Consider the following 931-nt stretch of genomic DNA (forward strand, 5'->3'; position numbering starts at 1 on the left):
CGATCTCATCCATCAGTGCCAAAAAACGCTGGCGCTTGAAGTTCAAGCCGCTTCCCACGTCTTCGACGAATTCGACGTTCGCTAAACCTCTCGCCACAACAAACGCTTCCAGCACCCGGCGCTGGTTAGCCAGGTCTGGCTTCTGTGCGGCCGATGAGACTCGGCAATAGGCCACTATTCGCGCTGGACACTCGGGCGTCTGTCGCCATCCGATGAACGCTCGCCACTGGGCCTCGGTGTAAAGACGACGATTGCTGTCGGTGCGCGCCACGGGAATGAGACGCCCCTCGCGCTCCCAACGCTGCAATGTCTTGACCGAAACACCCAGCCTCTTCGCCGCCTTGCCTGTACTCATGGTGCTTTCCATGAGACAATAATACACTATCGCGCATTTTTTATAAGACTAGAGTCTAGCTCCCGCCGCTCGGCTTCCAGCACCGTGGAAATTACCAAGCTGCCCAGCACAAAGCCCAGAAACATAAAAAACCCCGTCATCAGCCGGGTGCCATTGGTGGTTAGCAGATCAAGCCCGGCGTCCGGCCCCAAAGCGCCGGAAGCACCGGACAGCGCGAGTAACTGACTGTTCATCAGTCCATCAAAGCCGATATAGGCCATGAAGATCGCCACCACCAAGACATCCGCCATAGACCACTTGCCGGAGCGCAGGGCAAAGAAACGCACCAACGCCTGCCAGGCGGCATGCTCGGTTGTTGGGGTGTCGGTGTCGGCCCGCCTCTGATGGCGAAAATACAGCAGACTGGCCAAGATCTTCAGCGTCGGGAACACCAGACTGAACAGCGTAATTAAACCGCGCCTAACCTGGAATACGTAGTTTTTCTTCCTCTGGGTCGAGGGCGATCTTTACCCACAGGCGATCCGCTACTTCAAAGACGTTGCGGTTGATGTTCTTGGCGAATTGATGCACGCGCTG

2 protein-coding genes are annotated in these 931 nt (G+C 56.8%); both read right to left on the reverse strand.

What is annotated here, in order from left to right; genetic code table 11:
* On the reverse strand, nt 1–355 hold a 355-nt coding region (locus tag CKO36_RS19230), incomplete at its 3' end, for a MerR family DNA-binding transcriptional regulator (RefSeq protein WP_200286502.1).
* Nucleotides 356–381: 26 nt separating this feature from the next.
* Nucleotides 382–804, reverse strand: coding sequence for a paraquat-inducible protein A (locus CKO36_RS19235; RefSeq protein WP_338053531.1), 423 nt, complete (start codon nt 802–804; stop codon nt 382–384).
* Between the last annotated feature and the right edge of the window lie 127 nt (nt 805–931).

This window comes from Rhabdochromatium marinum (assembly GCF_016583795.1).
GTDB lineage: Bacteria > Pseudomonadota > Gammaproteobacteria > Chromatiales > Chromatiaceae > Rhabdochromatium > Rhabdochromatium marinum.